This is a genomic window from Streptomyces sp. ISL-96 (assembly GCF_018614035.1).
Lineage (GTDB): Bacteria > Actinomycetota > Actinomycetes > Streptomycetales > Streptomycetaceae > Streptomyces.
Genome location: NZ_JAGGPA010000009.1, coordinates 1 through 22,822, shown reverse-complemented (window position 1 = coordinate 22,822; position 22,822 = coordinate 1). Strand labels below are relative to the sequence as shown.

16 protein-coding genes and 2 pseudogenes are annotated in these 22,822 nt (G+C 66.9%); 9 read left to right on the top strand and 9 right to left on the bottom strand.

The genetic code is table 11. From position 1 onward, the window contains the following. Positions 1–17: 17 nt before the first annotated feature. From J7E96_RS05900 to J7E96_RS05890, 3 genes and pseudogenes are all read right to left on the bottom strand, one after another. Positions 18–799, bottom strand: a pseudogene (locus J7E96_RS05900) (GntR family transcriptional regulator). Between the two features lie 79 nt (positions 800–878). Beyond that, positions 879–1,865 (bottom strand): hypothetical protein, encoded by a 987-nt coding sequence (locus J7E96_RS05895; RefSeq protein WP_215128166.1) that lies wholly within the window; start codon positions 1,863–1,865, stop codon positions 879–881. Positions 1,866–1,982: 117 nt separating this feature from the next. After that, entirely contained in the window at positions 1,983–3,164 is a 1,182-nt protein-coding gene (locus J7E96_RS05890; protein ID WP_215128165.1) for an ROK family transcriptional regulator, read from the bottom strand. A gap of 56 nt (positions 3,165–3,220) precedes the next feature. On the opposite strand from J7E96_RS05890, the gene J7E96_RS05885 reads away from it, so the two are divergent. After that, positions 3,221–4,348, top strand: coding sequence for a Gfo/Idh/MocA family oxidoreductase (locus tag J7E96_RS05885; RefSeq protein ID WP_215128163.1), 1,128 nt, complete (start codon positions 3,221–3,223; stop codon positions 4,346–4,348). Here J7E96_RS05885 and J7E96_RS05880 read toward each other — a convergent pair. From J7E96_RS05880 to J7E96_RS05860, 5 genes are all read right to left on the bottom strand, one after another. Next, positions 4,332–4,946, bottom strand: coding sequence for a Uma2 family endonuclease (locus tag J7E96_RS05880; protein WP_215128161.1), 615 nt, complete (start codon positions 4,944–4,946; stop codon positions 4,332–4,334). The genes J7E96_RS05885 and J7E96_RS05880 overlap by 17 nt on opposite strands. A gap of 97 nt (positions 4,947–5,043) precedes the next feature. Next, positions 5,044–5,907: a fumarylacetoacetate hydrolase family protein gene (locus J7E96_RS05875; protein WP_215128159.1), complete on the bottom strand. Its 864-nt coding sequence runs from the start codon at positions 5,905–5,907 to the stop codon at positions 5,044–5,046. 122 nt (positions 5,908–6,029) lie between these two features. Further along, complete coding sequence (locus J7E96_RS05870) at positions 6,030–6,797, bottom strand: membrane protein insertase YidC (protein ID WP_215128157.1); 768 nt, start codon at positions 6,795–6,797, stop codon at positions 6,030–6,032. A 131-nt stretch (positions 6,798–6,928) separates the two neighbouring features. Then, on the bottom strand, positions 6,929–7,243 hold the full coding sequence (locus J7E96_RS05865; RefSeq protein WP_215128155.1) for a DUF6412 domain-containing protein: 315 nt from the start codon (positions 7,241–7,243) through the stop codon (positions 6,929–6,931). A gap of 109 nt (positions 7,244–7,352) precedes the next feature. Beyond that, entirely contained in the window at positions 7,353–8,195 is an 843-nt protein-coding gene (locus J7E96_RS05860) for a class E sortase (RefSeq protein ID WP_374196640.1), read from the bottom strand. Between the two features lie 114 nt (positions 8,196–8,309). Between J7E96_RS05860 and J7E96_RS05855 the strand changes: the two genes are divergently transcribed. The 7 genes from J7E96_RS05855 (at position 8,310) to J7E96_RS05825 (ending at position 21,139) form a co-directional block, all read left to right on the top strand. Beyond that, positions 8,310–9,317: a tetratricopeptide repeat protein gene (locus tag J7E96_RS05855; protein ID WP_215128153.1), complete on the top strand. Its 1,008-nt coding sequence runs from the start codon at positions 8,310–8,312 to the stop codon at positions 9,315–9,317. Positions 9,318–10,046: 729 nt separating this feature from the next. Further along, positions 10,047–12,146 (top strand): hypothetical protein, encoded by a 2,100-nt coding sequence (locus J7E96_RS05850; protein ID WP_215128151.1) that lies wholly within the window; start codon positions 10,047–10,049, stop codon positions 12,144–12,146. Beyond that, complete coding sequence (locus J7E96_RS05845; protein WP_215128150.1) at positions 12,146–13,093, top strand: hypothetical protein; 948 nt, start codon at positions 12,146–12,148, stop codon at positions 13,091–13,093. Before J7E96_RS05850 ends, J7E96_RS05845 begins: the two co-directional genes overlap by 1 nt. Continuing rightward, complete coding sequence (locus tag J7E96_RS05840; protein ID WP_215128149.1) at positions 13,086–18,674, top strand: DEAD/DEAH box helicase; 5,589 nt, start codon at positions 13,086–13,088, stop codon at positions 18,672–18,674. Before J7E96_RS05845 ends, J7E96_RS05840 begins: the two co-directional genes overlap by 8 nt. 281 nt (positions 18,675–18,955) lie before the next feature. Beyond that, positions 18,956–19,885 carry a NaeI family type II restriction endonuclease gene (locus J7E96_RS05835; protein WP_215128426.1) on the top strand — a complete coding sequence of 310 codons (930 nt, stop codon included), beginning with the start codon at positions 18,956–18,958 and terminating at the stop codon, positions 19,883–19,885. A 14-nt stretch (positions 19,886–19,899) separates the two neighbouring features. Further along, positions 19,900–20,652 carry an NgoMIV family type II restriction endonuclease gene (locus J7E96_RS05830; RefSeq protein WP_215128148.1) on the top strand — a complete coding sequence of 251 codons (753 nt, stop codon included), beginning with the start codon at positions 19,900–19,902 and terminating at the stop codon, positions 20,650–20,652. A gap of 16 nt (positions 20,653–20,668) precedes the next feature. Then, complete coding sequence (locus tag J7E96_RS05825; RefSeq protein WP_285439418.1) at positions 20,669–21,139, top strand: very short patch repair endonuclease; 471 nt, start codon at positions 20,669–20,671, stop codon at positions 21,137–21,139. Here J7E96_RS05825 and J7E96_RS05820 read toward each other — a convergent pair. Beyond that, positions 21,074–22,231: a DNA cytosine methyltransferase gene (locus J7E96_RS05820; RefSeq protein ID WP_215128147.1), complete on the bottom strand. Its 1,158-nt coding sequence runs from the start codon at positions 22,229–22,231 to the stop codon at positions 21,074–21,076. The genes J7E96_RS05825 and J7E96_RS05820 overlap by 66 nt on opposite strands. A gap of 160 nt (positions 22,232–22,391) precedes the next feature. On the opposite strand from J7E96_RS05820, the pseudogene J7E96_RS05815 reads away from it, so the two are divergent. Further along, positions 22,392–22,822 (top strand): annotated as a pseudogene (locus tag J7E96_RS05815) (HNH endonuclease); the annotation flags it as partial.

The following is a 22,822-nucleotide window of genomic DNA, read 5'->3' as shown; positions in this document are numbered from 1 at the left end:
GGCCCACGGCCTGACGCCTAACTCCGGTCACCGAGCCGCACCGTAAAGCTGAAACGGTCCCCCGGAAAAGCGTCCGCACCCGCTCCAGCGGCCGGCCCTTCACGTCCCGCGAGAGCCGGTGGATCAGCAGCATGGGAAGCGCCGGCGGAGTACCGATGAGGAGCGCCTCGCGAGGAGTCGCCAGGACCGTCTCGATGCGCTCGTCGGCGTCACCGAAGGCCACGCCGACGTGATCACGAAGGTACGAGTAGAACGAGGAGTCCGGCTCGAAGTCGACGTCCAGGCGCGGGATGCGGGAGACGGCGACGTACGTACTCTCCAGCCCCACGCGCTCGTCGTCCGCGAGCAGCACCCGCTCCAGATGCCAGACCGGATCGCCGGTCTCCACCCCCACGTCGGCGGCGAGGGCCGCCGGACAGGGGAAGCGGTCGAGGCCGATGAGGTGACGTCCGGGCCGGCGGTTCTGACGGCGTACGCCCTCGGTGTAGCTGGCCAGGGCGAGTGGCTGTTCGAGCTTGGGACCGGCGACAACGGTGCCGCGCCCCTGCCGCCGCAGGCGCCCTTCCAGCAGCAGCTCGCGCAGCGCCTGGCGCACCGTCTCGCGCGAGACTTCGTACCGTACGGCGAGATCCCGCTCGGTCGGCAGCAGCCCGCCCTCGCCCAACTCGCCGATCAGCGCGGCGATACGGGCCTTTACGGCGTAGTACTTGGGAACGCGGCCGTGCTCCGGGATGCCGAAGCGGATCGGCGCGCCGGGGTCCTGGTCGTGCGCGTGCGGGTAGTCCTTCGGGTAGTCCACGGAGTGGATGCTCGCAGACGATGTTGAACGCTTGCTGCGGGCGGCGACCGGCCCGCGGGTCGAAGTACGGCTCCAGCGGTCACTGTCGCCGTCGCGTTGCTGCCGCCACGAAGCGCCGGGATCCGACCATGAGCGCGCCGCCCGCGAGGAGGAGCGCGCCGGCGGTGGCCCCGAGCGTGAGCAGGTTGCCGGGGGTACGGCCGGTCATGGCCAGCCGGTCGGGGCGCTCGGCGATGGGCGGCGTACCGTCGTCGTCGTCGCCAGCGTCGGCGTCGGGGACGGGGACGGGGGCGAGCTCGTCGTCGGGGCGGGAGCTGGCGTCAGGATCGGCATCGCGCTCGGGGTCGCGCTCCGGATCGGAATCCGGGTCGGAATCCGGGTCGGAATCCGGGTCGGAATCCGGGTCGGAATCCGGGTCGCGATCGTGGTCGGCACCGCGGCCGGTGACGGTGAAGCGGTAGTCGTTGGACTCTCCGACCCACTCCCCGTCGTCACCGTGCCGTTGTACGACGGCGGCGTTGGTGACGATGTCGCCGGGGAGTACCCCCGAGGCGAAGGCGAGCCGTACCTTCACGGTGACGGTCTTGCCCGCGGCGACGGTGAATCCGGTGAACCCGTCGCCGAATACGCCGATGTGCTCGTCCGCGTCGGTCTTCTCGAAGCGGACCGAGCGCCAGCGCTGAGCACCGTCGTCGTAGAACTCGAACCGAGCCTGATCCTCGGCCTTGCCGGACGTACGTTCGCGTTCGCGGTCGCGGTCGTCGGTGACCATGACGATGACCGGGTGGATGTTGTGGCAGCTCTCGCGGGTCGCGTTGGTGAGTTCGAGGTACCAGTTCCCGAAGCCGCCGCCGGCCTCGTACCTGTCCGGGCCGCCGCGCAGGCGGGTGCGAAGGGGGAAGTCCGCGGAGTCGGGATCACCGCACGAGGGCTCTTGGTCCGCGCCGGGGACGGGCGCCTTGGCGACGGCCGGCCGGGGAGGCGACTCGGCGTCGGCGAGCGTCGCCGGAGCCATCGTGACTGCCGCGACTCCGAGGGCGATGGCGGGGGCACTGCGCAGTCGCATGGGCGGGCCTTTGCAGATCGCGGAGCGGTCGGGGTCATCCGGTCATGCCCTCACGACCCTGCCAGGAGCACAGCCCCCAACCGCGCACGCCACGACCGCGCGCGGTCATACAGTCCGTTAAATCCTCCCAACGGCCGAGTCGGCACTGGCAGCACCAGCACCAGCACCAGCACCGCCACCAGGAAACGCCACATCCGCATGCCCGAAGAGCGGTGCGAGGACCAACTGCGCGGCCCCCTCGGCGACTCCGTGCCCGTCGCCTCCTGCCGCGGCGACCGGCACGGCAGGGCCGCTGCCTTCGCGCCGGGCGAGCTCGCTGAGCACCTCCCCCACTCCTCGTACGAATACCCCTTCATGAGCGGCGATGACACGACCGCCGAGCAGCACGCGGTCGATGTCGAGCAGGCCGACGAGGTTGGCGGCCCCGGCCCCGAGAACCCGCGCGGCCTCGGCGAGGTCGCCGCGGGCGACGGCGGCCAGGCACAACGCCTCGATGCAACCGCGACCACCACAGCCGCAGACGGGCCCGTCCAGCTGCAACGTCTGGTGCCCGAACTCCCCCGCCCCGGTGCGCGCCCCGCGATAGAGCGCCCCGCCGAGGACGAGTCCGGAACCGAGGCCCGTACCGAGATGGAGGTACGCGAACGACCCCCCGGCGGGGCGGGCACGAAGAGCCAGCCCGAGGGCGGCGGCGTTCGTGTCCTTGTCCACGACCACCGGCAGCCCGAGCCGCTCGCTCAGCACGTCCCGCAACGCGAACCCGTCCCACTGCGGAAACCCGGTGACGCGATGCAGCACGCCCCGCCCGTGATCAAGCGGCCCGGGCACGGCAACCCCGACACCGAGCAGCGCCTCCCGCCGCAGGGGCCGGGAGGACGCAGGAGCGGCCAGTGCGGTGATCTCGCGGGACGCCGCTTCCAGCACCACCTCCGCACCCGCCCCGAAGTCCAGCGGCGACTGCCGCACGGCGACGGTCGTGCCCGCCAGGTCCACCAGGACCGCCGTCAGCTCGTCGCGGTCCAGGTGCAGCCCCACCGCGTGCCCGGCGTCCGGCACCAGCCGCAGCACCGTCCGCGGCTTGCCGCCGGTAGACGCGCGCCGGCCGGCCTCCGCCACCAGCCCCTCACCCCGCAGCCGTGCGGTGATCTTGCTGACGGCCTGTGGCGTGAGGCCGGTGCGCTCGGCGAGTTCGAGGCGGCTGATGCCGGCCTCGCCCGCCGTACGCAGCAGGTCGAGGACCAGCGCCGCGTTGTGGCTGCGCAGCGCCGGCAGGTTCACGCCCGTATTGCTCCTGTTCACGGACCCATTGTCCACTGCGCTTGCACTTTGGCAACAGCGTTGCTTAAGTGGGAGCCATGACTGCCACCGGCCACGGCACTGACGCTGACACCGACACCGACACGCGCGCCAACCCACACGCCCCGCTGCGCGTAGGCCTCGTGGGCTACGGCCTCGCGGGCTCCGTCTTCCACGCCCCGCTCATCGCCGCGACCGAGGGCCTCGTTCTCGATACGGTCGTCACCTCGAACCCGGAGCGGCAGGAGCAGGCCCGCGCCCAGTTCCCCGGCGTCCGGCTCGCGGCCTCACCCGACGAGCTGTGGGCGCGCGCGGACGAGCTGGACCTGATCGTGATCGCGTCCCCCAACAAGACCCACGTCCCGATCGCCACCGCCGCCATCAAGGCGGGCCTGCCGGTCGTCGTGGACAAGCCGGTCGCCGGCACCGCCGCCGAGGCGCGTGAGCTCGCCGCGCTCGCGGAGGACCGCGGCGTTCTCCTCTCCGTCTTCCAGAACCGCCGCTGGGACAACGACTTCCTGACTCTCCAGCAGCTGATCGCCTCCGGCGAGCTCGGCGACGTACAGCGCTTCGAGTCACGCTTCGAGCGGTGGCGCCCGCAGCTCAAGGGCGGCTGGCGGGAGTCGGGCGACCCGGCGGAGATCGGCGGGCTGCTGTACGACCTGGGCAGCCACGTCGTCGACCAGGCTCTGGTGCTGTTCGGCCCGGCGGTCCGGGTGTACGCCGAGTCGGATGTCCGCCGCCCCGGCGCCGAGGCGGACGACGACACGTTCATCGCGATCACGCACGCGAACGGCGTGCGCTCGCACCTCTACGTGAGCGCCACCACCGCCCAGCTCGGTCCGCGCTTTCGGGTGCTCGGTTCGCGCGCGGGCTACGTGAAGTACGGCCTGGACCCGCAGGAGACCGCGCTGCGCGAGGGCAGGCGGCCCGGGGCGGACGGGAACTGGGGCGAGGAGCCGGAGGAGGCCTGGGGCCGCCTCGGCGCGGGCGAGTCCCCGGCGACGGGCGGCGGAAGCCCGGTTCCGACGCTGCCGGGCGACTACCCGGCGTACTACGCGGCCGTAGCCACCGCCGTACGCGCGGGCACCGCACCCCCGGTCACCGCGGCGCAGGCGGCAGCGGCACTCGACGTACTGGAGGCGGCGCGCCGCTCGGCCCGCGAGGGCGTCACGGTGCGGCTGTAGCGCCGCCCTTCTTCTGCTCGCACGGGAACTCTTCCGTCCCGAGGGTGATGCCGACCGGCGTGCCGGTGAGGTCGATCTCGTCGCCGAAGTCGAAAGTCAGAGCCGTGCGGTACTTCCCGTCCCGCGGCCGCGTGTGGAGGTGGCACTCGCCGGTGTACGGATCGGCGATTACGTATACGGGTACGCCGGCGACGGCATAGGCATCCAGCTTGGGGCCGTAGTCGTTGCCTGCCGTGTCCTTGGAGATCACCTCGGCGACGAACTCGACGTCCTGGTAGCGCCAGCGGCCGTTGCCATCCTTGACCGAGTCTTCCTTGAAGGCGGCTACGTCGGAGGCGAAGCCGTTGAGGCGCCCGGGGAAGTCGATCCGGACGTCGGAGGCGATGCGCTTGCGCGGGTAGCGGGCCCTCAGCTGCTCGTAGATGTCCGCGATGATTTCCCAGTGCGTCTGGCGTTGCGGCGACATGTAGATGGCCCCCTGGACAATCTCGGCCTTGATTCCCTCGGGGACGGGCATCCGCTCCAGCAGCTCGAACATCATGTCGAGCGTGAGTTCGCTCTGGTCGGCCATCACGATCCTGTCTTCCAGAACAGTCACTGTGCCGCTCCTCCCCGCTGCCGCAGGGTCGCGCGCAGCCGCGTAGTACAACGATAAGCCCGGCCTCCAGGTCACGCCGGGACACCGGGCACCGTACCTACGCGTCCTTCAGCTCCTGCCGCTGCCGCCCCAGCCCCTCAACCTCAAGCTCGACGACATCCCCCGACCGGAGATACGGCTTGGGCTCCGCCTGCCCCATAGCCACACCCGCCGGCGTACCCGTGTTGATGACGTCACCCGGGTACAGCGTCATGAACTGGCTGACGTACCGCACCACTTCCCCCACCGGGAAGATCTGCTGAGCAGTAGTGCCGTCCTGCTTCAGCTCGCCGTTCACCCACAGCTTCAGACCCAGCGCCTGCGGATCCGGCACCTCGTCCGCCGTCACCAGCCACGGACCCAGCGGGTTGAACGTCTCGCAGTTCTTGCCCTTGTCCCAGGTGCCGCCGCGCTCGATCTGGAACTCGCGCTCGGAGACGTCGTGCGCGACCGCGTACCCCGCGACATACGCGAGCCCGTCCTCGGCGGAGTCCAGGTAGCGGGCGGTACGGCCGATGACCACAGCCAGTTCGACTTCCCAGTCGGTCTTCGTGCTGCCGCGCGGTACGAGCACGGTGTCGTCGGGGCCGACAACAGTGTCCGGAGCCTTGAAGAAGATGATCGGCTCGGCGGGTATCGCCGCGCCCGTCTCGGCCGCGTGATCGTGATAATTCAGTCCAATACACACGATCTTGCCGATACGTCCGAGCGGCGGCCCGACCCGCAGCGTCCCCGCCGCATCGTCGATCACCGGCAGCTGACCACCCGCCGCAGCCGCACGAACCCGCCCCAGCGCCGCCTCGTCGGCGAGCAGGTCACCGTCGATGTCCGTGACGAGGCCCGACAGATCCCGGAGCGTCCCGTCCTGGTCGAGCAGTGCCGGACGTTCGGCACCCGCCGTTCCCACACGCAGCAGCTTCATGGTCAGTCTCCTCTGGTCGAGAGTCACGTTCGGCCCCGGCCGATGGGTGCGGCCATCGGAGGATTGGCTGATCCTCCAAGGTCCGGTTCCAGTCCGCAAGACCCCGTTCACAGACTGGACCGTTACGCGGCAGTAGCAACCGCGCTCCCACCAGCCGGAATGTCCCGGTACAGCCACGCCCGCTCCACCGCGCTCCACGTGGTGCTGGTGACGACGTACAACGCGGCGGCCAACGGCACCACGGCCACCGTGATGAGCGTCGCGAACGACATCAGCGGCATCACCTTGGCCATCGCCCCCATCGCCCCGGCTCCCGGCAGCTGCACTCCGTCCGGCCCCGCGACCGGCATCCCCGGCGCGGCCGCCATTTGCTGCTTCGTACGCCGGTAACTGAACGTGGCCACCGCCGCCACGACCGCGAAGAGAGCGACGTACAGCAGTCCCTGCGCACCCAAGACCCCGCCATCCGCGAGCGCGTCGGTCCAGCGATCGCCGAGCGGGCTCGCGAAGAGGGTGTGCGTGAGGAGTTCATTCGGTTCGCCTCCGATCTGCCGGCTCGAGAAGAGGTGGTACATCAGGAAGAACGCCGGCAGCTGGAACAGGCTGGGCAGGCAGCCCGAAAGCGGCGAGACCTTCTCCTTGGTGTGCAGTTCCAAGATCGCCTTCTGCAGGCGCTCGGGGTTCTTGCCGTGCTTCTTGCGCAGCCCGGCGATCTGCGGCGCGAGCTTGGTGCGGGCCTTCTGGCCGCGAGCAGTCGCCCGCGACAGGGGATGGATGGCCAGTCGTACACACGCCGTGAACAGGACGATCGCGGCGGCTGCGGCGGAGGCGTGAAAGAACGGTTCGAGCAGATCCGCGAGGCGTGCGACCAGGCTGGCGAAAACGGACATGGTGAGCCCTCCGAGGGGGTCTCGTCGTGCCGGAAGAGAGACAGATCGGCATTGACGACCCACGAGGGGCGATGCGTACGCGAGAAGACGAGCTACTCGACGTACTCCTTACAAAAGCGGCGGTGCGCGCCCTACGGGGTGGTCGTCAGAAGACGACGACCCGGCGCCCGCGGCCTGGTCCGTCCGCGCGCATCGGGATCACGCTGGGGCAGGAACGCGGTGCGTATCTCCCGGTCCCGTATCGCTGTACGCACCCGGGTGCGCGGCACGGCGGGAACGGAGCGCGCCGCGACGAGCGCGCAGGCCGCGAGGGCGGAACCGGCCGCGGCGGTGGCGGCGAGTGCGACGGCGGCGGAGAAACTGCCGTTGTCGATGAGGAGGACTTCGGTCACGAGGAAGAGGACAAGACCGACCGTGCGCAACAACCGCGCCGAACAACTGATCATGATCCCCCTCCTCCTCCACCACCGGCTCTCCCCGGCGGACCGCGAGTCCACGTCCGCGGGCTCGTAATGACTGACGCACAACGCGACCGACAAGTTCCCGAATTTCCCGCTAGCGCGGCCGCATCGACGCCAACTTCCCCCACACCACCAGCCGGTACTTGGAGCTGTACTCGGGCGTACAGGTCGTGAGGGTCAGGTAATAGCCGGGAGCCGTGTACCCGACGTCCGTGCGCACATTGCTCCGGGGCACCTTCGCGATCACCCCGCTGTCGCGCGCCGAAGTCTGGGCGAGCGCCTTATCGACGACGTACGTAAAGACAGCGTCCCGCGTCTCCACCCGCACCTCGTCCCCGGCCCGCAGCCGGTTGATGTAGCGGAACGGCTCCCCGTGCGTATTGCGGTGCCCCGCGAGCGCGAAGTTCCCGGCGCCGCCCGGCTGCGCGGTCCGGGGGTAGTGCCCGACGTACCCCTTGTCGAGTACGCCGCCCTTGCTGACGCCCTGCGCGACGGGAGCGGTCACGCCCAGGCGCGGGATGCGGAGGATGGCGTACGCCTGATCCCAGCGGGGAGGCGACGGCGTACGGCCACCGGCCCGCGCCCGCGGCGTATCGACACCACCCCCAGCCCCCTCCCCACCACCGGAGGTCCCACCACCAGGCACCCCCTCCGCCGCCTCCGCCTCCTCCGCCGCCACGTCCGGGAGAGGCGGTGCGAGAGCGGCCTCTCCCCTGCTCCCCTCCCACTGCCTCTCCAGCGCCTGGACCTTCCGCTCGGCGCCGTCCCGGGCCTGCCGGTTGGTCCACCACAGCTGATGTACGACGAGGAGCAGCACGACGACTCCGAACGTCACCGCGGCCTCCGCGCCCACCCACAGCCCGCGCGCGGCCACCGCCCGCCCTCGGGAGGCGCCCTGCACCACCACCGGAATCCGCCTCTGCTCCCGCTCCCACACGGCGGGCACGATAGGCCTTACCCCGCCAACTCTCCAGAGCCGCGCCCGTCACGTCCGCGCTCCGCCGCCCCGGGCTCTCTCACCCGCACCCCGTACAGCAGTACGGTGTGGTGCATGCGCCCCGACACGCCTGCCGATCACGCCGATCACACCGCCGAAGCCGAGCGCCTGCTGCGTACCGCGGCGCAGTATCCCGAGGACCAGGAGCCGCTGTACCTCCAGGCCGCGGCCCACCTGGAGCTGTCCGGCGACCGCGCCCGCGCGGCAACGCTGTACGACCACCTCCTGGCGAAGGCCCCGGACAACCCATCCCTGGTGAAGGCCCTCAAGGCGGCCAACCTGTGGGAGTACGGCCACGAGGCGGAGGCCCGCGCGATCATCGACGGCATCCGCGCCGCGGGCCCGCGCGAGGCGGCGGCGTGGGGGATCATCGCGGAGGCCCTGGAATCCCACGACGAACTCCACGCCGCCCACGACACGTTCACCACCGCGCTGACGCTCCTCACGGACCCGTCGGAGGAGATCCCGTACGGAGCCCGGTCCCTCGTGACCGGCCGCCACCGCGTACGCCGCATGCTGGGCCTGCCGCACGACGAGTGGGACATGGTGGCGGACACCATGCACGCCGGCCCCATCCCCCTGGACGAGCTGCACGACCCGAAGCGGCTGTGGGCGCTGGGCTCGGACAACCCGGCGGAGCTCCAGGCCGAGATCGCCCGCCTGCGCGCCGAGCTGGGCACGTACCGCACGGCGCTCTCCCGCCCGTTCCCGGTGGCGATGCTGCACTGGCCGGAGGACGAACTGCGCGAACTCCTGACGGCGTACCCGACCCTCACAGCCGAGTACCCCACCCACGAGGCCCACCTCACCGCGATCGAGTCGTCCCTGCGCGACCTGTCCTCAACGGGCACCCAGAACCTGGGCATCGTAAGAGGCACAGTCCCCTCCTACGAGGCCTTCGCAGCCTCGGAATCAGCGTCCCCCGCCGACGCCTCGCTCCTCCCCCAGTACGCCACAACCCTGGCAGCCCGAGGCCGAGCAACCCCCTGGCCCCCGCCGCGCAACGCCCCATGCTGGTGCGGCTCCACCCGCCTGTACCGCACGTGCCACGGCACCCCATGAGCCTCCCCGCCTCACCGATTAGCGCGGCCATGGCGCTCCCCTCACCCGCGCTGGGCATCAGCACGACCGCTCGGCGCTGCGGCGCCTGAAGGGTATGCCCTGCCAGTCGTACGAGGCAGCTGCACTGAGGCCGTGGCAGCCAGCGGCGACCCCGGCCGCGACGGCCCAGGAGGCCCACAGGTCCGCTAGCAAATCCTCTCAAGCTTCCCTACGTCCTCGCGGAGCTTGGGCCCGCTGTTTGGCAGCCGCTAAGTCGAACACCTTGCTCCCGGTCGGAGTGACGGGGGTGGAGTGGTGTTCGCCCTTGTCGGCATCCAGGCAGAAAGTCATGTCGACTTCGGAGGTCTGGCGCCCCAATGCGGGGCCACCAAGGAGGGAGTGAAGGGAGGCGAAGCCCCTGCCCGCGCAACAGCAGACCAGGATGCGCGGTAGTGCAGTCGGCGACGGGCATGCCGTTTCGAGCCAACGCCGCCCTCTACACCGACGGGTCCGCGATCACCCGATCGGGATTTCTTAGATCAACAAACCCCGGATCGATACAACAATGTCCTCTTACCGGAGTAGTGTGATTGAGCTGTATACGCACTATGTGGCCCGCCGCTTGCCCCCCACCTAGCGGATAGACGGACGCGCAACCGCCTCTCGCGGTGCAGTAGGGAGGGCAAACGCCCGCCGACCGTACGCGCCCGTCAGACAGGAGCACGGATGTGGACGGGGGCTGGAATGTCGATGAGAGCCGTGTACAAGCACTGGCATGAGGTGCTCGCTGCCGAGTTCTTCGGTGCGGACCACGCCCTGCACAGCACGGTCCTTTACGTGGACACGGAGATCGAACGAGATCTCATGGTGCGCCACGGCATTGCCGCAGGTCTGGCCGAGACAGTCGCCGACGAACTGATCTGGCACGACTATGAAAGACCACTCTTTTGCCGAATCCAGCGCGCGTGCGTCTCGTGGGTGAGGAGCGGCAGCGCGGGACCGCCACCGAGTCTTCCTGTGCTCGCTCTCTCCGTGCTTGCCGCTACCCGTATGGCATCCACCGACGGGATGCTGAAGACCAACTTCTACGGGCGGTGGGTGCAGCTGTTCGGCGAGCAGCCGCACAGCTACCGCGCGAATAAGCTGCAAAGTGCCTTCCTGGACGTTGCGGCCATGTGGGAGGAGCTCGACACGTGGCTGAACGACACGGGCGGGCTTTACGGCGCCAGTACGGTGAGCACCGACGAGCACTACTGGAAGATCGGCTTCCCCATCTCGCAGGCGCTGGTACGCGGTTCTGACCGGCAGATCCTCACCCGCTTCTTCGCCGCGACCCGCCTACGACCGCATAATCCCAACGAAGTCTCCGGCCGGGAGCTCCTTCGGCGGCTTCGTGTCTGGACAGCCGGGCGTGACCGGCATCTGTCCCCTCTGCTCATGGCGGAGCTCGCGAACACCGCGGACATGGGCGAGACGCTGATCACGAAGCTCCTCAGGCGACTCGCCGACGACTGGGACGGAACCCTCCACGAGCCGGAGCGTGGGCATCGCCGCCGGGCCCTCGGGCTTCGGCTCATGGTCACGGACCGCGGCAGGCGCCTCGAATGGCTCGCCGAGGCCATTTGCGGGCTCCCCGAAACAGAGGTGGGTCTTCTGGGCGGCCGCACATTCACACTCCGCAAGGAGTACGGGGACGTCTACGACGGGCTGGAGTCGCTGCACCCTTCCCCACAGCAGTTGGCCCACGGCCTCCGCCTTGAGGGTGATGCCCTCGTCCTGGAGTGGGCGCCGGAGGAGGTTGTACTGCTGCGGATGCATCCGCATCTGGGCGAGTGGGTGAGCACCGAATACTTTGAACCCGGTGAGCAGCACTGGATTCTGGCCGCCGAATCCGCCGTCGGTGAGGTGCGTTCCATGGTCAGCGCCCTTGGGGGCCGCACGCTCCGCGAAGCAGCGGCGCCAGTCCCCGGCTGGAAGCTGTTCAAGGGCGTGCGCGCTATCAACGGGCGTGCCTTCACTCGCGCTCTGGACCGCGGCGGGGCACACGCCCATGTCCTCGAACCACAGGTCCGCCAGCACGCCGACCTCTCCGGTGGGCTGCGGATAGCGTCTGAGTACCGGGCCGGATCCGGTGTCGCGGGCCACTACCTCCGCGGCGGAGCCCCGGACCTGCTGCTGCCCGCTAGCGAGTCGCCCGACGGACGCGTGGAAATCCTCCTCGACGGCCATACCGAGAAGTTGCGCGCCGACCCCCGAGTTCCCTTCCCGCTCTGCCTCATCCCCCTTGATGAAGGGGAACACCAGGTCGGCACCGCGCAGAGCAGCCAGGTCTTTACCTTGCACGACGGGCTGCATGAGGGACTGCCGCCAGGGACGGGAATGCTCGGGTACCAATGCGAGACCACCGCCCAGCGCGAGCTGACTGACACGGACGCGCCCAGGACGACGATCCGCGGTGCATATGCGCCGGAGAGCATCCGACTCCCGCGCACTGAACTGGTGCGGGGGAGTGTGCTGGAAGCTCTGCTCATCGATCCTCACGGTGGTGTAAAGAGAGCCAAGCAGCCGTCAGTACCCATCTGGATGGCCTCGCGGCTGCCGAAAGATACCCACGGCCCGTGCCTCGAGGTAGAGGTACCGGCGGGCTACGCCTGGCTGATCTACCGGACGACGGCTCGGTGGTCAGTGCGGCCCCTGGCCGCAGCGGCGGACATCCCAGCCCCTGCTCCGTCCTACGACGACTACGCGTGGGCGTACGCCGTGCTTAGCGCTTCCGACCGATCGCACACCCCGCCTTGGCTCGACTATGTAGCGGCGGCGCAAGTGATCACCAGAAAGCAGGGAACCTGATGACCGGTCCAGGGGACCTGCTTCTGCGCTGGTTGAGCGAGCGGGGCGCGGGGGAGCTGTCCGAAGTCAAGCAAGGCATGTGGTGGCTCGCAGCCAAGCACTGCCCGGACGTCGAATCCGGCGCGCCAGGCCGGTGGCTGCGCGACGCCGTTTCTCTCGGCCACTTGGATATCGACTGGCGCAATCGGCGCTGGTGTGCGGCCCCGCCTGTACTGACGCGGCTACCGCAGGCGCGAGGGCTGGCGGTACTTGCCGGTAGCCGAACTGTTGCTTTCGATACGCGCCTCGCACAAGCAGTGCAGGACGGTCTGGTCGAGCTCTTCCAGGTGTCTAGCTCGCGCCCGGCACGAGACATTCCGCTGCCTGTCTCACTGTTTGTCCAGTTCAATGACGAGGCGGGGCTCAGGAGCTGGGCGGTCGAGCTCGGTGTCTCGTACGCGTCCTGCTTCGCTCTGCAGGGTGCGGCCCTGCTTCCGCCGCTCCGGCTTGAAGCACGGACGTCCGAACCGGAGTTCGGGAAGCCGCTTGAGCAATACGACCTTGACCGCCGCGAGTACTGCGCCGTGCGCCGCCCGCAGTGCGACGGTCTCTACCGGCTCAAGCGGCGTGACGGGAAGCGCGTGTGCCAGGTCCTGATCAACGGCGAATGGTACGAGACCAGCCATGAGGACGGGGTGTACTCCGTGCTCGGCGCCCGGAACCCGGAGTCGGATGTGCTCCGCTGGCTTCCTGAGAAGGACGGCTGCCGCGAGCGGTTCGGGACCCTCCACGTGGATTGGGGGTACCCGCTACCAGACCTGCACAGGCGTGTGGCCGTCATGTGCTCTGGTCTTGCACCGCGTATCAACGAACGTGCCGAAAACTTGGCGTACGACAACGTGCCGGAAGCCGTAGCGCTGAAGATCGCAAACTCGCTCGGACAGCACCTTGGGGAGAACGATGAGTGACACTGCTGCGGAGCAGTCGGCCCGCGATGACCGGGACGTCGACATCCTGGGCTCGTTCGAGCACTTGAAGGATGCCCTCTTCCGCTACTACAACACACCGTTCGGCCTTGCTGACGAGTACCTGGAGCGCGAGCGTCAAGCGCTGTTCGACGTGGACGGCGGTGCGTGGCGCCGACCACTGCTCGAGGTCCGCCCGCGATACGTCACGGAGGGTGAGGGCATTGCTGCGTCCGTTCGCGCAGCGGGTGCCCACCCTGACCTTGCGGAACTGGTGCAACTCGGTCTACTGCAGGGCCTGGACTCGCTCTACGAACACCAGCACCGAGCCTTGGTAGCGGCGGTGCGAGACGGGCGCGACGTCGTCGTCACGGCCGGCACGGGCTCCGGCAAAACGGAGTCGTTCATGCTGCCTGTCCTAGCGGACCTGGTCCGCGAGTCCGCCGCTTGGCCGGTGGGCACGTTGCCCTCGAACCGCTGGTGGACGTCGCCTCAAGGCGGATACCAGCCGCAGCGGGCAGGAGAGCGAGGGCGGCACGCAGCTGTTCGCGCTCTGGTTCTCTATCCCATGAACGCACTCGTCGATGACCAGATGATGCGTCTCCGCAAGGCCCTCGACAGCGACGAGGTCCGGGCTTGGCTTGCCCAGTCACGGCCGGGCCACCGGTTCTACTTCGGCCGTTACACCGGAGCGACTCCCGTTCCCGGCGACATCGGCGCAGCTGCCGGCGTGAAGACACTGCGCAAGGAGTTCGCCGCGACCGAGGAGCGGTCACGCCAGGCCCACAAGGCCGACGGTGACGGACAGTTCTTCATCCCCAGACTCGACGGCGCAGAGATGCGCAGCCGCTGGGACATGATCCAGGCGCCGCCGGACGTCATGATCACGAACTACAGCATGCTCAACGTGATGCTGATGCGGGCGCGCGAGTCGGGCATCTTCGAGAAGACGCGCCGTTGGCTGGAGGAAACCCCCAACGCTCGATTCACCCTGGTCGTCGACGAGCTCCACATGTACCGAGGCACCGCCGGCACGGAGATCGCCTACCTCCTGAGGAACCTTCGTCACCGGCTGGGCCTCGACAACAAGCCGGAGAAGTTCCGGATCCTCGCCGCGTCCGCTTCACTCGAAGCACCTCGTGACCTTGACTTCCTGCAGGAGTTCTTCGGCACCGACCGCGACCGTTTCGAAGTCCTCGGCGGCCAGCTTGTGCTCCCGTCCCACACCCGTACCGACCTGTCCGAATACGCTGAGACCTACGCGGCACTCGGTGCATCCCCAGAGCCTGCAGACGCCGACAGGCTCCTGTCTGAGAGCGGGGCGCCCGACGCATTCGTCAACGCGCTGCGTGACGGGGAACGACTCATCGCGGATTTCGACGAGGCCGTCGCTGCCCGGCTCTTCCCCGCCAAACCGCACGTCCGGGCAGAGGCGTTGCGTGGAGTGCTAGCAGCCCTTCGCCGCTCGGGAGACCCGAATGTCCCCAAGCTCCGCGGGCACCTCTTCTTCCGGAACATCCCTGGGGTGTGGGCTTGTTCAGACCCCGAATGTCCCGATGCCGCACGCCCGGGAAACATGGTGAGGACGGTCGGAAAGTTGTACTCCCGGCCAACGCCGCGGTGCAGCTGCAACGCTCGCGTGCTCGAACTCCTCTACTGCCAGACCTGCGGAGACGCATTCTTGGGCGGATACGCGCCCGAATCGGCTTTCCGAGACACCAAGGGGGGCCCTTTTGAAGCGGCACTCCTGGCTGATCTGCCTGACCTCGACTCGCTCCCTGACGCTGCTGCACTCGGCCAAAGCGCAGCCAACTACATCGTCTACTGGCCGCGAAAGGACGAACCGGTAACGGACAAGCTCTCGTGGAACCGGACGTCTGACAAAGGTGTACTCAGCGGAAGCTTCGAGTTCAAGCGCAGCAAGTACGATCCACGCACCGGCATGCTCCGGAACCAGCGCGACCACACAGGTTGGTCCTTCCACGTCACGGTCCCACGGCCACAGAATGTGCGCGCCCGCCTCAAAGCTGAGCACCTCCCCGCAGCACCGACCCAGTGCCCCTCGTGCGGCGATGACTGGGAGCTCCAGCAGATCGGGACCGACCGGCTCAGCCTGAGCGATCCTCGCCGTATGCGCACCCCCGTCCGGTCCATGCGCACCGGTTTCGAGAAGGTCAACCAGGTGCTGACCACCGGAATTCTCTCTCTCCTCCCCAAACGGCAGGCTGTGGTCTTCTCGGACAGCAGGCAGGATGCCGCCAAACTCTCCGCCGGCCTCGGGCTGCGCCACTACCAGGACTTGCTCCGCATGCTGCTTGCCACAGAGGTCGAGCAACAGGGCGATCCGATAGCCGACCTTGCAGCGGTATCCGGCTACTACCTAAAGTCGCCCGATCGCCCAGTGGACGCGGACACGGCCAAGGCAGCCCGCAAGCGGCTCAGGGCGCGGGACCGGGACGCATACGACAGGTGGGAAAAGTTCCAGAAGACTCAGACCTCCCAGAGCCTCGACGACGACCTCGATGACGAGCTCCTCGATCCGACCGAGGAGGCAGAGCTCTACAGCCTGCTCAGCCATGTACCCAGTCTCGACAGCCATGCTGCGACCGTTGCTGAACGCCTCGTGCAGAAGGGCGTTAACCCCGGAGGGCCGAAAGCCTCCCTCCAGCAGACTGCTTCCGCGAAGGGGGTCCCGCCGCAGCCCTGGACTTCTCTGTACCAATGGCCCGAGGATGAGAAAGGCCGAGTGCAAGATGAATCAGGGCTGCGCCTGAGCGAGCGCCAGGAGCATCTGCGCCAGGACATGCGCGAGGCCCTCACCATCGAGCTGCTCGGCGGATTGTTCGGCAGCGCGGGGCGTGACTTCGAGTCTCTTGGCCTTGGGTGGCTCACCACCACATCCGACCAGGCACCGCTGGAAGCCGAGAGGGCGTCCGATGCCGCACTTGCCCGGGCGAGCTTGCGTGTCCTCGGCCACATGCGCCGCTTCTCCGGACTGCGCAGCCCCGCCGACGAGCCGCCCAAGAAGCTCCGGCAGTTTTGGACCAGTGCTGCCGAGCACTTGAAGAAGGACCCTGAGGACCTTCGGGCGACCGTGGAGCGCATCTGGGGAACCGCAGTCATCAAGTACCTCATCCAGCCAGAGCATGTCGCGCTGCGCCACGGCCGTGATGAGACATGGACCTGCTCCAACTGCCACCGTCGGCACCTCCACCCAGGTGTCGGCGTCTGCACAAAATGCCGACGTCCCCTGCCGACGAAGTCCGAGCCTTTCGACAGCATCGGCGACGACTACTACGCATGGATGGCCCGAGAGCGGTTCGGGGACTTCAGGCTCAATACTGCTGAACTGACCGGCCAAACAGACAGGCTCGACTCCCAGGCCCGCCAAGCCCGCTTCCAGGGCATCTTCCTCAGTGGCAGAGAACACAAGCGGCCGGACACTCTCGACGTCCTATCGGTCACCACCACTATGGAAGCCGGAGTCGACATCGGTCCGCTCTCCGCAGTCCTCATGGCCAACATGCCGCCGACCCGGTTCAACTACCAGCAGCGAGTGGGGCGCGCAGGACGCCGCAGCTCGCCAGTCGCTCTCGCCCTGACCGTGTGCCGGGGCCGCAGCCACGACGAACACTATTTCCAAAACCCGCACCGCATCGTCAACGACGCAACCCCGCGGCCCTATCTGTCCACCGATATGCGGGACATCTACCAACGGGTTCTCGCAGCTGAGGTCCTGCGCCGGGCATTTGACGCCGTACGGCCGGATGCGGATGACGACGGGCAGCTCGACCCCACTCGCAATGTCCACGGCCAGTTCGGGCACTGCGTCGACTGGCCCGCCATGAATGAAGCCGTGGGCGCCTGGATCAAGGCACACGATGCAGAGATCCGAGGTGTTGCCGAGGCTCTGGCCGAGCGCACCCGGAGCGTGTGGTCGCCAGCCAAAGCAGCAGAGTGGGTCGCCACAAAGCTCGTCACTCTCGTCACACAGGTCGCAGACCACCCTCGTGGACACCACGAACTCAGCCAGAGGCTGGCGGAGTCCGGGTTGCTGCCCATGTTCGGCTTCCCCACATCGGCACGGTACTTGTACACCAAGCGCCCCTTCGACTCGCACCCGTGGCCGCCCAGCGGAGTAGTCGACCGGTCGTTGGACATCGCTATATCTCAGTTCGCCCCCGGGGCTGAGACAGTGAAGGACGGGCAGGTCCACACAGCTGCCGGAGTTGTAGCGTTCGAGCCGACGGGCAGGACCCCACGCGCCGTGGGGGAGCCGCTCGGGCAGGCTGTTCCCCTCGGTATGTGCCGCGCCTGCGGCCATATCGCGGAGGACGTGGAGACGCTGCCAGTGCAGGACGATGACAGCCCGCCCCTGCCCTGCCGCGCTTGCGGGGCTGCCGACGGCTCCTACCGCGAGATCGAACTTCGCGAACCGGCCGGATTCTACTGCGCCGGCAAGGCCCGGGATTTCGACGGCAACTTCGCCTGGCGAGCCCGATCACTCTCACCCCGAACGGCTGCCGACCTCGAAAGCGGAGCACCAAAGAAGATTGAGCAGTCAGGTCTTGTTGTCCACGCCGGGAAGGGGCGGCGTTACTCGGTAAACGACAACGGCGGCAAGCTTTTCAACTTCGCGAAGGTCAGCTCGACAGCTCTGTGGTCCGGCGCATACCTGGAGACTGGCGCGGCGGAGCTATTTCCTTGGCTCGCCAAGGATTTCACCGCTGATGGAGAGATCCTGACAAGTGCCATCGGTGCCACGCAGCGCACCGACTTGTTCCTCATCGGCCCCCAAGCTGGCGAGATCCCAGATGCTGGGCTGCGCCTCAATCTCGCCTCTGTGCCGCAGAGCACGGGCTTCCCCGATGACCGATCGGGCAGGCGGACGGCTTGGTACTCGCTTGCTGCCCTGCTGCGGATGGCCGCGGGCTCGCTCCTCCAGGTCCAACCCAATGAGATCGCGTCAGGCATCCATGGAACAGCGTCCACGACCCGGGAGGCGCGCACTTTCGCCTTCCTTTCAGACACATTGGACAACGGTGCAGGCTATTGCACGCACCTTGCCGAAGCCGACGTTTTCAAGGACCTCATGGCCATCGCGAACGAAATGCTGGAAAAATTCGCGACAGGCGCGCACGGAAGGGACTGCCGGGGGTCGTGCTATGAGTGCCTCCGCGACTACACGAACATGGCTTACCACAGCCTGCTCGACTGGCGTTTGGCTGGCGAGCTCGTGACCATCCTCCACGGCAAGGGCGCTGCGGGTCCTCAGCAGGACCCTCGGGGGGCAGCGCTGCTGCGGAACTGGGCATCGGACTTCCCATGCGAAGACGCGGAATTCGTGGACGACCTCGGGGACTCGGGACCTGCTGTTCTGTTCGAGGAGCGCGTCTGGGTGGCTGCGAAGAGCCCGTTCGAGGCGGCCGATACGTCGTTGCAGTCCCACCGTATCAAGGTCGTACGCAACGCTGCCGCATCGGACAGCCGGGGAGTTCCGGATGTGGTGTTCGTAGATGACTTCCTGCTGGACAAGGCTCCGGCACGAGTCACGGCCATGCTCTCCGCCTTTGACGGAGCGTAGAAGGGGCCCCGTTCATTGGCGGATTTCAAGGGGAAGTTGAGAGGCTAACGGAAGGCACAGCACTGATAGTCGGACGCGGGCTGCCGCCGGCCTGCGCTGACGCGACCGGCCCGGCGAGCTGATTCACGTCGATGCGAAAAAGCTCGTCTTCCTTACGAAGGATTCAAGGCGGGCGGGAGACATCGTCGAGTCAGCCACGGTTAGCATCACACGACGCTGAACACCAACCCGTTTAAGAAGGGCATCCCTTGCTCCCCCTTGATGTATCAGCCGCAATCAACATGCACTCTCAGGCCTTGCTCCGGGAAGACCCCGAGCTTTCTGCCGTCTTCGATCGCCTGCAGCAACTCGACTCCTCTGGCCAACGCTTCGCGGCGGTGCTACGGGACACAATCGACCAGCTACTCAACGGCGAAGTAACTGGCCGCTATGACTGGAAGACCCTCTTCAAGACGGAGAAAACCCACGCCGGCACAGTGGTTGAGATCAACCTCCAGCGTGAGTTCAGATTCGATGACGGCGATGCTATGGATTACCAGATCGCCGGTTTCGATGTCGATTGCAAGTACTCGCAGCAGTTCGGCGGCTGGATGATTCCGCCGGAAGCCATGGGTCACCTGTGCCTCCTCGTCTGGGCAGACGATTACAAGAGCCGCTGGAGCGCCGGCCTGCTCCGCATAACTCCGGAGTGGCTCAACACTGGCAACAACCGCGACCTGAAGCTGACGGTCAAGGCAGAGCACCGCAACAAGATCCTCTGGCTCTGGCATGACGCCGAGCTTCCAGAGAACGTCCTGCTTCACATGGCCCCCGCCGACCGACAGGCGGTCTTCGCCCCAACCTCCGGGCAGGCCCGCCTCAACGAACTGTTCCGCCGCGCGCAGAAGCGCCGAATCGGCCGCAACGTCATCCGCACCGTTGCACAGCAAAAGGACTACATGAAGCGCGTACGCGGGAACGGAGGCTCAAGATCAGCTCTCCGGGATGAGGGCATCCTTATTATGGGTGACTACGAAAGCCATCGCAGGATCGCCGAGCAGCTTGAGATTCCGGTCCCGCGTGAAGGGGAGTTCGTCAGCGCACGCGTGTACGAAGTCCCGTCCGGCCAGACGGAGCGCGCTAGCGTATTGCTGGATGGCCGTCATTGGGCGTGCGCTCTCGCGGATGAGCCTGCTACGCATGCTCCCACACTCCCTGCACATACAAAGTAGACCGAGGCCTTTTCGTGAATGCACCATTCGCCAGCCAACTACTTGGCTGGAAACAGCTTGAGAAATCAGAAAACCTCGTCGCAAACAGCGCAGACAACAACAGTGAACCTTCAAAGAAATTGGCTGCTGCCGTACTCGAGATCCTCGGAATCCCTCGCGCTGTGTCGGGAGGCACTCCCCCCAGCCCCGGGCCTGCACTCGAACTTGCAGTCTGCGACAACCTGACGACGACCCTCGCATCCCTTGACGCAGAACATGTATGGGATGTCGACCACAAGAAAACCATCACTGCTTTCACCCAGTATGCTCACCTAAACAAGATGGCACGCCTGGTACGAAAATATCCGGAATTGAATGTGGAGATCGGCCGGGATTACCTCATTAAGCCGGATGTAACCGTGGGAGCAAACAGCTCGTTGCTTCCGGACAAGCATCCTCTGCTGCATGCAGCCGTCTCTTGTAAGTGGACCATCCGCTCAGACCGCGTCCAGAACATCCGGCACGAATTTCTCCAGATGATCCGGCACCGCAGGGGCCGACTGCCCCACCTCGTGGCCGTTACGGCGGAACCGATGCCGAGTAGAATTGCCGCCATCGCTCGGGGTACAGGAGAGGTGGATGCTGTCTACCACATTGCCTTTGACGCCTTGGCCGAAGCCGTGCAGGCTGTCGGAAGCCAGCAGCAGAAGAACGACTGGCACGAGTGCGTTGAGCAGCGTCGCTTGCTCCCGTATGAGCAGCTAGCTCCCACACTCGCCACTTCGTAGTGCCGGGGTCACATCCATGCGTAGGACACCTGAACCACTAGGCGTTGAGCAGAGCCTGCCTGCAGGCTCCTGGGCCGCCTCGCCCGCCCGCCGCAGAAACATGCAGGCCATCCGGAGCCGGGATACCAAGCCAGAGCATCTGATCCGGCGATTGGTACACGCACAAGGGCTTCGCTACCGGGTGGCAGCGAAGCCCTTGCCTGACCTTCGCAGGACGGCAGACATGGTCTTCCGTCCTGCGAAGGTCGCCGTGTTCATCGACGGGTGTTACTGGCATGGGTGCCCTGAGCACTACGTCTCGCCGAAAACCAATCCCGCCTACTGGTCAGGCAAGGTAGCTGGGAACATGGCCCGTGACCGTGACACCGACCAGAGGCTCAGGGAAGCCGGCTGGACTGTGCTCCGATTCTGGGAGCACGAATCACCCGGCGAATGCGCCCTCAAGATCGCTGCTACGGTCAGCAGGCTCCGCTCCAGTAGGAACTGATGGGGCAGGAACGCTCGAGAGCAACTCGGGCTTCCTGGCCTTCACGCCTGCGGCTTCCAGCGCTGCCCTGATCTGCTCACCGACTGCCCGTGCGACCGGCGGCGGAAAGGCATTACCGACCTGCCGGTATGTTGCAGTCTTCTTCCCTGGGAACTGCCAGTCCTCAGGGAAGCCCTGAATGGTCGCTGCTTGCCTCACGGTGAGCTTGGGTCCAGCCGCCGCGAAGAGGTCGCGGTCAGGGTCAGTCATCTCTTCCGGCTTGTTCGCAACGCCCAGGCCGCACACGCCCAGGTCGCCCCATGCTTTCTTTGCGCGTGTCGGCCCGAGGTCTGCCCCACCGTGCTTCTTCGAGCCCCCAACTAGCGTCGGAGCTACACCCTTCGAAGCCTTCTTAAGCCAAAGGTCATATGCTGCTTCAGCCCGAGGGTCGTCGACGGCGTCAAACCGGCTCCACATCGTCTCCCGGAGCGCGTCACCTACCGTGCGCACGGGACGCTTCTCCGGCTCATTCCACAAGAAGTGCTTGGCATACTTCTTGCGAATCGCCACCAGAATGGCACGAGGACGAAGCTGTGGAACTCCGTAGTCCTTGGCTTCCAGGACCTTCCAGTAGCACAGCTCGTACTCCATGGAGTCCAGCCGCTTCAGGATGACGTCCTCGCGGTAGCTCTTGAATTTCTGGTCGAGCAAACCCCTGACGTTCTCGATCATCACGGCCTTAGGCTTCAGTTCGTCCACCAAGTTGAGCATGGTGGGGAACAGGTCCCGCTCGTCGTCCTGCCCCAGCTGCTTTCCAGCCACGGAGAACGGAGGGCACGGAACGCCCCCCGCGAGGAGATCCAGTTCGCCTGGCTCAAGCCCCAGATCAAGCCTGAGCTTCACCGGGGAAAGCTCTGTCAGGTCAGCCTCGATGACCTGACAGCCGTCCCACTCCGCGTTGTCTTTGACGTTCTCCTCGAGGGTGGCGACCGCATGCTTGTCGATCTCGATCAGCGCGAGATGCTTGAACAGCGCCTCATGCAGACCGACAGCCTGCCCCCCCGCCCCGGCGCAGATCTCCACCGAGGTGAACTTCCTCTCAGTGCTGGTCATGCACCCTCCTTACGAACTTGCACGGCGGACACTCTTTGCAATCCGCCCTTACAGAGGGTGACAGACCCCACTGACAACGCGACCTCCAACAGTGTGCGACACGATCGGCCCTACCGTGAGCACCTCCCGCATCATGGCGAACACTCATACGATATTGCCCATGCGAAGCCCTACGTGGAAATGGGATGAGTTGCTGCTCGCCTGCGCGCTCGTCGTGGAGAACGGCTGGCGTGAGCTGCGGGTGGGAGACCAGTCTGTGCGGGAGCTGTCTGAGCTGCTCCGCTCGCTCCCGCTCCACGAGGGCGCCGCACGCGAGCTTCCGGAGTTCCGGTCCGTAGGCAGCGTGAGCCGGAAGACTACGGACTTGGCCTCGAATCACCCCGCGTACACCGGCAAGCCCACTCGGTGCGGCAAGCTCGACAAGCAGGTCATCGAGGCCTTTATCGCGCACAAGGCCGAGATGCTGCAGGCGGCGCAGGCGATCGAGGACGGCATTGGCTCCGGCCTGCTGGCTCAGATTCCCGAGCAGCCGGGCGAAGTCGACGACGATGGAACAACCGCCACTGAAGGGGTAACTGTTCAGGGGTTTCA